The sequence below is a fragment of the Streptomyces sp. RP5T genome, from assembly GCF_003933965.1.
Taxonomy (GTDB): domain Bacteria; phylum Actinomycetota; class Actinomycetes; order Streptomycetales; family Streptomycetaceae; genus Streptomyces.
On the sequence record NZ_RSAJ01000336.1, the window covers coordinates 1 to 9,098 of the forward strand.

7 protein-coding genes and 1 pseudogene are annotated in these 9,098 nt (G+C 70.6%); 2 read left to right on the forward strand and 6 right to left on the reverse strand.

All coding sequences use genetic code 11. The features are described from left to right. Nucleotides 1-17: 17 nt before the first annotated feature. From ureA to EHS43_RS28605, 3 genes are all read right to left on the reverse strand, one after another. Nucleotides 18-713 carry an urease subunit gamma gene (gene ureA, locus EHS43_RS28595; protein ID WP_125193619.1) on the reverse strand — a complete coding sequence of 232 codons (696 nt, stop codon included), beginning with the start codon at nt 711-713 and terminating at the stop codon, nt 18-20. Between the two features lie 152 nt (nt 714-865). Beyond that, nucleotides 866-1,954 (reverse strand): branched-chain amino acid aminotransferase, encoded by a 1,089-nt coding sequence (locus tag EHS43_RS28600; RefSeq protein WP_125193620.1) that lies wholly within the window; start codon nt 1,952-1,954, stop codon nt 866-868. 256 nt (nt 1,955-2,210) lie between these two features. Beyond that, the gene (locus tag EHS43_RS28605) at nt 2,211-3,254 is read right to left on the reverse strand and encodes a 3-isopropylmalate dehydrogenase (RefSeq protein ID WP_123991799.1); all 1,044 of its coding nucleotides are present in this window, start codon (nt 3,252-3,254) and stop codon (nt 2,211-2,213) included. Nucleotides 3,255-3,407: 153 nt separating this feature from the next. Between EHS43_RS28605 and EHS43_RS28610 the strand changes: the two genes are divergently transcribed. After that, entirely contained in the window at nt 3,408-4,964 is a 1,557-nt protein-coding gene (locus EHS43_RS28610; protein ID WP_125193621.1) for a metallophosphoesterase family protein, read from the forward strand. A gap of 52 nt (nt 4,965-5,016) precedes the next feature. On the opposite strand, the gene EHS43_RS48105 is transcribed toward EHS43_RS28610, so the two are convergent. From EHS43_RS48105 to EHS43_RS28625, 3 genes are all read right to left on the reverse strand, one after another. After that, nucleotides 5,017-5,148, reverse strand: coding sequence for a hypothetical protein (locus EHS43_RS48105; protein ID WP_020121043.1), 132 nt, complete (start codon nt 5,146-5,148; stop codon nt 5,017-5,019). Between the two features lie 311 nt (nt 5,149-5,459). Beyond that, nucleotides 5,460-7,091: an L-glutamate gamma-semialdehyde dehydrogenase gene (gene pruA / locus EHS43_RS28620; protein ID WP_125193622.1), complete on the reverse strand. Its 1,632-nt coding sequence runs from the start codon at nt 7,089-7,091 to the stop codon at nt 5,460-5,462. A gap of 172 nt (nt 7,092-7,263) precedes the next feature. Beyond that, entirely contained in the window at nt 7,264-8,190 is a 927-nt protein-coding gene (locus EHS43_RS28625) for a proline dehydrogenase family protein (RefSeq protein ID WP_125193623.1), read from the reverse strand. Nucleotides 8,191-8,317: 127 nt separating this feature from the next. Between EHS43_RS28625 and EHS43_RS28630 the strand changes: the two are divergent. Beyond that, a pseudogene (locus tag EHS43_RS28630) lies at nt 8,318-9,098 on the forward strand (PucR family transcriptional regulator); the annotation flags it as partial.

Consider the following 9,098-nt stretch of genomic DNA (forward strand, 5'->3'; position numbering starts at 1 on the left):
GGCCCCCGCAAGGCGGCTCACCGGCCCCCCTCCCCGTCCACCACGCCCAGATAGCCGCACGCCGCGGCCCTCCGCAGTGCCTCCTCGCGTGCTCCGGGCGCGTCCAGTGGCCCGTCGACCAAGCCCGCGAAACCCACGGCCACGCGGGCGCCGCCGATCGGCACCAGGCCGACCTCCGCCGACTCCCCCGGCCCGAACCGCACCGACGAGCCGGCGGGCACCGCGAGTCGCATGCCGTAGGCCCTCGCCCGGGGGAAGTCCAGGCGCGGGTTGGCCTCGAAGAAGTGGAAGTGGGAGGTGACGGAGACGGGCACCGCGGCGGTGTTGGTGACCGTCAGCCGTACCGCCGCCTCCGGCTCCTCGTGCGCCGGTCCCGGCAGCACCGCACCGGGCGCCCCCTCGCCGAGCCCGCCGCCGATCGGATCGCTGACGACCGCGAGCCGCGAACCGTCGTCGAAGACCGCCTCGACATGCACCTCGGTCACGACGTCGGCGACGCCGGGCAGGACGTCGTCGGGCCCGAGCACCGACCGGGCGCGCTCGACGGCCTCCGCCAGCCGCGCCCCGTCCCGGGCGGCCTCGCACACCGTGTCAGCGATGAGCGCGGTCGCCTCCGGGACGTTCAGCCTGAGCCCGCGAGCTCTGCGTGCGCGGGCCAGCTCGGCGGCCCCGAAGAGCAGCAGCCGGTCGCGTTCGGAGGGGGTCAGCCGCATGTCGTTCCCTTCTTTAGAGCAGCACTCTAAGCGAGGGAGCCGAAAAAGCAACAGGTCAGCGGCAGTCGACCGCGTCACATCGAGCAGCGCTCAAACAGAACACGGGCCCGCCCGGAACGTGTCCGAGCGGGCCCGTGAGGCGTCCGTGGAGGTCAGCCCAGCTTGTGCATCCAGCCGTGCTTGTCCTCCCTGACACCCCGCTGGATGCCGAGCAGCGCCTCGCGCAGCTTCTGGGTGACCTCGCCGGGGTTGCCGTCGCCGTGGGTCCAGGCGTCCGTCTTCGTCTTGACGTGGCCGATCGGCGTAACGACCGCCGCCGTGCCGCACGCGAAGACCTCGGTGAGGGCGCCGGAGGCCGCGTCGGCGCGCCACTGGTCGAGGGTGATCACGCCCTCCTCGGCGGTGTAGCCGAGGTCGCGGGCCACCTGGAGGAGGGAGTCCCGGGTGATGCCCTCCAGGATGGAGCCGGTCAGCGCCGGCGTGACGATCCGGTCGCCGTAGACGAAGGCGATGTTCATGGAACCGGACTCCTCGACCTTGGTGCGGGTCACCGCGTCGAGGTAGACGACCTGGTCGCAGCCGTTGGCGGCGGCCTCGGCCTGCGGGAGGAGGGAGGCCGCGTAGTTGCCGCCGGTCTTGGCGTCGCCGGTGCCGCCGGGGACCGCGCGGACGTGGTCCTCGGAGACCCAGATGGTGACCGGCTTGACGCCCCCGGCGAAGTAGGCGCCGGACGGGGAGGCGATCAGCATGAAGAGGTACTCGTTGGCCGGGTGGACGCCGAGCGCGGCCTCGGTGGCGAACATGAACGGGCGCAGGTAGAGGGATTCCTCGCCGCCGTGCGGCGGGACCCAGTCGGCGTCCTGGCCGATCAGCGCGTCGAGGGCCTCGATGAACAGCTCCTCGGGCAGCTCCGCCATCGCCATCCGGCGGGCGGAGTTGCGGAAGCGGCGGGCGTTGGCCTCGGGACGGAACACGGCGACCGAGCCGTCGGACTGCCGGTACGCCTTCAGCCCTTCGAAGATCTCCTGTCCGTAGTGCAGGACGTGGGTGGAGGGGTCGAGGGAGATCGGCCCGTACGGGACGAGCTGGGCGTCGTGCCAGCCGCGGCCCTCGGTCCACTTGATGGTCACCATGTGGTCGGTGAAGTGGCGGCCGAACCCGGGGTTGGTCAGGATCGCCTCGCGCTCGGCGGCGGAGAGCGGGCTGGCGGAGGGCTTGAGCTCGATCGTGGGCGTCGTCATGAGTGGTTGTCCTTCACCGGTTGTGTAGTGACGGGCCGCGCTCACGCCCTTGTACTGTCAGTGACCAGTGCTAGGACGTCCGAGCATTCCCTCATTCCGCGGCTCCGCGTTCGATTATCGCAAGCGGGGAGCCGGGGAAGAAACGGCGTGAAATGCGACCCAGGGGATGATGGTGACACCCGGCGGGGGACATGCGAAAGCCGCCGGGTGCGAGTGACCCGGCGGCTTCGAATGCTTTTTCGAGTGGTCCGCCCGGTCAGCCGGCTACTCGTACGGCCAGCGCGTCGCCGATCTCGGCGGTGCTGCGGGCGGGCTTGCCGGTGCGCTCGGCGAGGTCGGCGGAGACCGCCTCCTCGATACGGGCGGCCTCGGCCTCGTAGCCGAGGTGGCGCAGGAGCAGGGCGACGGACAGGACCGTGGCGGTGGGGTCGGCCTTGCCCTGGCCGGCGATGTCCGGGGCCGAGCCGTGGACGGGCTCGAACATGGACGGGAACTCGCCGCTCGGGTTGATGTTCCCGGAGGCGGCGACGCCGATGCCGCCGGAGACGGCCGCGGCGAGGTCGGTGATGATGTCGCCGAAGAGGTTGTCGGTGACGATCACGTCGAAGCGGGCCGGGTCGGTGACCAGGTAGATGGTCGCCGCGTCCACGTGGATGTAGTCGGTGGTGACCTCGGGGAACTCCGCGGCCACCTTGTTGAAGATGTTCGTCCACAGGTGCCCGGCGAAGGTCAGCACGTTGTTCTTGTGGACCAGCGTGAGCTTCTTGCGGGGGCGGGCCTGGGCGCGGGCGAAGGCGTCGCGGACCACGCGCTCGACACCGAAGGCCGTGTTCACGGAGACCTCGGTGGCGACCTCGTGCTCGGTGCCCTTGCGGATGGTGCCGCCGTTGCCGGTGTAGGGGCCCTCGGTGCCCTCGCGGACCACCACGAAGTCGATGGCCGGCTCGCCCTTGAGGGGCGTGTCGACACCGGGGAGCAGCTTCGACGGACGCAGGTTCACGTGGTGGTCGAAGGCGAAGCGGAGCTTGAGGAGGAAGCCGCGCTCCAGCACGCCGGACGGGACCGACGGGTCGCCGATGGCGCCCAGCAGGATCGCGTCGTGCTTCTTCAGCGCGTCGAGGTCGGCGTCGGTGAGGGTCTCACCGGTGGCGTGGTAGCGCCGGGCGCCGAAGTCGAAGTCCTTGGTCTCCAGCTTCACATCCTGCGGAAGGACGGCGGAGAGGACCTTCAGACCTTCGGCCACGACCTCCTGGCCGATGCCGTCACCGGGAATCACTGCGAGATTGATGCTGCGAGACATGCGGGAACCCTACTCCTCGTCCCATGGGATGACACCGCGTGTCCGCGATACGGACACGGGTCAACCCCCGCCGCACGGGCGGGCGTCAGCCCTTCGACTCGCGTTCACCCGGAGGTAGTGCGGTGGTGGGGGTCCGCTGGGAAGTTCACCCCCATGGACCTTCCCGACTTCGGCATTCCGCCACGGCTCGCGCGGCGGATGAGCATGGCCGAGCAGCACGAGTACCTGCGCACCAGGCTGTCCCGGCGGCGCACGCTGGTGACGGCGGGCGCGGTGGCCGGCGGACTGCTGACCGGCTGCGGCCCCAGCGGATCGTCCACCGCCGCCTCCACGCCCTCCGCCGCGGCGAGGGTGCACGGTTCCGCCGTCGCCCCCTTCGGCCGCCACCTCGCCTTCGGCGCCGATCCGCGGACCCAGATGCGCGTCTCGTGGCAGGTCCCGCTCGCGGTGCGGAAGCCGTACGTCCGCGTCGGTCTGCGCCCCGACGACCTGGGCCGCAGGATCGAGGCCGAGCTGCGCGACCTGCACACCCCGGGGCAGAGCGGCGTACGCCTCGCTCTCGACCAGTACTACCTGCACGCGGCGCTGGACGGACTGCGCCCCGGCACGACGTACTACTACGGCGTCGGTCACGAGGGTTTCGACCCGGCGGACGCGGCCCACCGGGCGACGATCACCAGCTTCCGCACGGCTCCGGCGAGTCCGGAGAAGTTCGTCTTCACCGCCTTCGGCGACCAGGGGGTCGGCACCGCCGCGGCCGCCAACGACAACCTCCTGCTGCGCCAGAAGCCCGCCTTCCACCTGCACGCCGGCGACATCTGCTACGCCGACGCCAACGGCCGGGGCACAACCTCGGACGGTTACGACCCCGGCTTCTGGGACCTGTTCCTCCAGCAGAACGAGGAGGTCGCGCGGAGCGTGCCGTGGATGGTGACGACCGGCAACCACGACATGGAGGCCTGGTACTCCCCCGACGGCTACGGCGGTCAGCTCGCCCGCTGGTCCCTTCCGGAGAGCGGCTTCGACCCGCGCGCGGCGCCGGGCGTGTACTCCTTCACGTACGGCAACGTCGGCGTGGTGGCCCTGGACGCCAACGACGTGTCGTACGAGATCCCCGCCAACTTCGGCTACACGGACGGCAAGCAGACGGCATGGCTGGAGCGGCGGCTGGGCGAGTTGCGCGGGAGCGCGGGGGTCGACTTCGTCGTCGTCTACTTCCACCACTGCGCGTACTCGACCTCCACGCACGCCTCCGACGGCGGGGTGCGCGCCGAGTGGCTGCCGCTGTTCGAGAAGCACCAGGTGGACCTGGTGATCAACGGGCACAACCACGTGTACGAGCGCACGGACGCGATCCGCGGCGGCTCGGTGGGCCGATCGGTGCCGGTCGGCGGCGCCACGGACCCGACGCGGGACGGGATCGTGTACGTCACGGCCGGCGGGGGCGGCCGTGACCTGTACGGCTTCCCGGCGGGGGTGAAGGAGAGCTACGAGGGACGCGTGCACGACCAGGAGTCCGTCGAGACCTTCGAGTGGACGAGGTCGCAGCAGCCGCGGAAGGAGACCGTGGAGTGGTCGCGGGTGCGCTACCGCGGGTTCTCGCTGCTCTCGGTGGAGGCGGAGAGCGGGCCGCGGCCGCGGCTGACGGTGTCGGCGCTCGCGCAGAACGGGGCGCGCATCGACCACTTCGAGGTGCGGCGCGGGACCTGAGGGGCCCGCGCCACACCTCGCGCGGGTGCGGCTCCCGGCCGGGTGGGACCGGTCAGTGACCGGTCGAGCCGCCGTTGTCACGGCGGTCGAGGGCGCGCTGCAGGGCTGCGGCGGCGTTCTTGCGGTCGGACTCACTCGTACGGGAGGTGTGACGGACTCGACGGCGGGCGGTCGTCTCGGCCATGAGAAATCGACTCCTTCGATTCCAGGGGACCTGGCAAGGGGACAACGAGACGCCGGAAGGGGCGGGGAGCGACGGACCGCAGGGGTTGCCTGCACGGGGCCCGGCTCACGACCGCCATTCGCTTGATCGAGCGAGACGTTCGGCTCCTACAAAGCTAAGGGAGGAGGCCCGGTCTGTCTCCACAATTACTCGGACTTCCTACTATCTGAGACGGCGATATGGGCCACACGACGCTGACCTGCGGTTTCGCCGACGGAGCACAAAGGGGCCGGACGTTCGTCCGGCCCCCCGGGCGGGTGATGAACCCGCTGTCAGCCCATGTGCGGGTAGCCGTAGTCGGTCGGCGGGACCAGGGTCTCCTTGATGGCGCGGGTCAGGGTCCAGCGCTGGAGGTTCTGCGGGGCGCCGGCCTTGTCGTTGGTGCCGGAGGCGCGGCCGCCGCCGAAGGGCTGCTGGCCGACGACGGCACCGGTCGACTTGTCGTTGATGTAGAAGTTGCCGGCCGCGTAGCGCAGCTTCTCCATCGTGTACGCCGCCGCCGCGCGGTCGGAGGAGATCACCGAGCCCGTCAGCGCGTAGTCGGACGCCGACTCCATCTGGGTCAGCATCTCCTCGTACTTCTCGTCCTCGTAGACGTGGACCGCGAGGAAGGGACCGAAGTACTCGGTGGTGAAGACCTCGTTGTCCGGGTCCGTGCACTCGACGACGGTCGGGCGGACGAACCAGCCGACCGAGTCGTCGTAGGAACCGCCCGCGACGATCGTGCAGGTGGGGTCCGACTTCGCGCGGTCGATGGCGGCCTTGTTCTTGGCGAAGGCCCGCTCGTCGATGACCGCGCCGATGAAGTGGGACAGGTCGGTGACGTCACCCATGCGGATGCCGTCGACCTCGGCGGCGAACTCCTCGCGGAAGCCGCTGTTCCAGATCGACGCCGGAATGTAGGCCCGGGAGGTGGCGCTGCACTTCTGGCCCTGGTACTCGAAGGCACCGCGGGTGAGAGCAGTCTTGAGGATCGCGCGGTCGGCGCTGGGGTGGGCGACCACGAAGTCCTTGCCGCCGGTCTCGCCGACCAGACGCGGGTAGGTGCGGTACTTCTCGATGTTCGCGCCGACCGTCTTCCACAGGTGCTGGAAGGTCTTCGTCGACCCGGTGAAGTGGATGCCCGCGAGGTCCCGGTGCTCCAGGGCCACCTTGGACACCTCGATGCCGTCGCCGGTGACGAGGTTGATGACACCCTTGGGCAGGCCCGCCTCCTCCAGGAGCCGCATCAGCAGCACGGCGGCGTGGGTCTGCGTCGGGGACGGCTTCCACACCACCACGTTGCCCATGAGCGCGGGCGCGGTGGGCAGGTTGCCCGCGATCGCCGTGAAGTTGAACGGCGTGATCGCGTAGACGAAGCCTTCGAGCGGGCGGTGGTCGAGGCGGTTCCAGACGCCCGGGGCGTTGGCCGGGGGCTGCTCGGCGAGCAGGTCGCGCGCGTACTTGACGTTGAAGCGCCAGAAGTCGACGAGCTCGCAGGGCGTGTCGATCTCGGCCTGCTGGGCGGTCTTGGACTGGCCGAGCATGGTGGAGGCGGCCAGCGTCTCGCGCCAGGGGCCGGAGAGCAGTTCGGCGGCGCGCAGGATGATCGCGGCACGGTCGTCGAAGGACATCGCGCGCCAGGCGGGGGCGGCGGCGAGGGCCGCGTCGATGGCGTCCCGGGCGTCCTGCTGGGTGGCGTTGCGGAGGGTGCCGAGGACGGCCTTGTGGTTGTGCGGCTGCACGACCTGGAAGGGCTCGCCGCCACCCATCCGCTTCTCACCGCCGATGGTCATCGGCAGGTCGACCGGGTTCTCGGCCAGCTCCTTGAGCTTCACCTCCAGCCGGGCCCGCTCGGGAGAACCGGGGGCGTAGCCGTGCACCGGCTCGTTGACGGGGGTGGGGACCTGGGTCACAGCGTCCATGAGATCCGTAACTCCTTGAACTTGAGCGGGTGTTCGGGCTCAGCCCTTGCTGATCATGCTGCGGACGAAGAAGCGCAGGTTCGCCGGCTTCTCCGCGAGGCGGCGCATGCTGCGCCTTCCCGGGGGACAACCCCCGGACCCCCGGCCGATGACGCGGCCCGACCTCGTTTCCTCAGCCATGCGTGATCATGCTCCGGACGAAGAAACGCAGGTTCGCCGGCTTCTCCGCGAGGCGGCGCATGAAGTAGCCGTACCAGTCGGTGCCGTAGGCGGTGTAGACGCGCATGCGGTGGCCCTCGGCTGCCAGCCGCAGGTGTTCGTCGCCGCGGATGCCGTAGAGCATCTGGAACTCGTACTCGTCGGGCTTGCGGCCCGACTGCCGGGCGAGTTCCTGGGCGATGGAGATCAGCCGCGGGTCGTGGGAGCCGACCATCGGGTAGCCCGCGCCCTCCATGAGGATGCGCAGGACCCGGACGTACGCCTTGTCGATCTCGTGTTTCTGCTGGTAGGCGACCTCTGCGGGCTCCTTGTACGCGCCCTTCACGAGCCGCACCCGGCTGCCGGCCTCGGCGAGCCGGCGGGCGTCGGCCTCGGTGCGGAAGAGGTAGGCCTGGATCACACAGCCGGTCTGCGGGAAGTCCTTCCGCAGCTCCTCGTGGATGGCGAACATCGAGTCGAGGGTGGTGTGGTCCTCGGCGTCGAGCGTCACGGTCGTGCCGATGGCGGCGGCGGCCTCGACGACGGGCCGGACGTTGGCGAGCGCGAGCTCGTGGCCGCCGTCGAGCGCTTGGCCGAACATGGACAGCTTGACGGACATCTCCACCCGCTCGCCGAGACCGAGCCCGCGCAGCCGGTCGATCAGCTCCAGGTAGGCGTCCCGGGCGGCGCCGGCCTGCTCGGGCGTGGTGATGTCCTCGCCGACGACGTCCATCGTCAGCTCCAGGCCGCGGCCGGTGAGCTCCTCGATGATCGGCACCACGTCGTCGACGCTCTCACCGGGGATGAAGCGGTCGACGACCTGCTTGGTCACCGGGGCCGCCGAGATCAGGCGTCGCATCCGGTCGCTTCGCGACGCGGCAAGAATCACGGGACCCAGCACGGGGCACCTCCACAAACCAGCAGATAGAACCACCGTGAAACCTAAGGATCCCTCCGATCGTGGGCCATCGACAGCTGTCACGCATCCGTGCCGCAGATCTCAGACAGATGTATGAAGCGCGGTGTTTTTGCGCGAGAATGCCCGAGTGACAGGGGACTACAAAGGTGACTACCAGGAGCTGGTCGACGAGATCTCGGAGCTCCTGGGCGTCCCCGCGACGCTGGAGAACCGCGACTTCGAGCTGATCGCCTTCGGGGTGTACGACAGTGAGGGCGACCTCGATCCGTCGGCGCTGGACCCCGTGCGCACCCGCTCGATCCTGACCCGGCGCTCCACGGCGGCGGTCCGCGCCTGGTTCGAGGGCTTCGGCATCACACGGGCGAGCGCCCCGGTACGGATTCCGCCGACCCCGGAGGCGGGGGTGTACCGGGGGCGGATCTGTCTTCCCGTCCGGCACCGGGGGGTCGTCCTCGGTTACGTCTGGCTCCTGGACTCCGATCCCGGCCCGACCGACCGGCAGCTGGAGGCGGCCATGCGGGTGACGGCCCGGATCGGCGCGCTGCTCGCGGACGAGGCGCAGCACGGGGCCGACCTGAGCCGGGAGCTGCGGGCGGTGCTCACCGCCGAGCGCGGCTGGCAGGCCGACATGGCGGTGGCGGCTCTGCGCACGGCACTGGGTGCCCGCGGCGACGGCCCGTACGCCGTGGTCTGCGTCGCGCCCTGGCCGTCCGCCGACCCGGACGACGCCCCGTCGGCCCGTACGGTCCCGCACGCCACCGCTCTGTGCACGGTGCCGTGGGGCACCTCGACCCAGTCGCTGGCGGCGCTGGTCCGCCTGCGGGCGACGGACACCCTGACCCCGGCGACCTCGGCGGCGGGCCGGCTGCTGGAGCGGGCGCGGGATGTGG

What these genes read in the sequence shown, in the direction of transcription:
- ureA (WP_125193619.1), bottom strand. Translation starts at nt 713, where the DNA reads ATGCGGCTGACCCCCTCCGAACGCGACCGGCTGCTGCTCTTCGGGGCC.
- EHS43_RS28600 (WP_125193620.1), bottom strand. Translation starts at nt 1,954, where the DNA reads ATGACGACGCCCACGATCGAGCTCAAGCCCTCCGCCAGCCCGCTCTCC.
- EHS43_RS28605 (WP_123991799.1), bottom strand. Translation starts at nt 3,254, where the DNA reads ATGTCTCGCAGCATCAATCTCGCAGTGATTCCCGGTGACGGCATCGGC.
- EHS43_RS28610 (WP_125193621.1), top strand. Translation starts at nt 3,408, where the DNA reads ATGGACCTTCCCGACTTCGGCATTCCGCCACGGCTCGCGCGGCGGATG.
- EHS43_RS48105 (WP_020121043.1), bottom strand. Translation starts at nt 5,148, where the DNA reads ATGGCCGAGACGACCGCCCGCCGTCGAGTCCGTCACACCTCCCGTACG.
- pruA (WP_125193622.1), bottom strand. Translation starts at nt 7,091, where the DNA reads ATGGACGCTGTGACCCAGGTCCCCACCCCCGTCAACGAGCCGGTGCAC.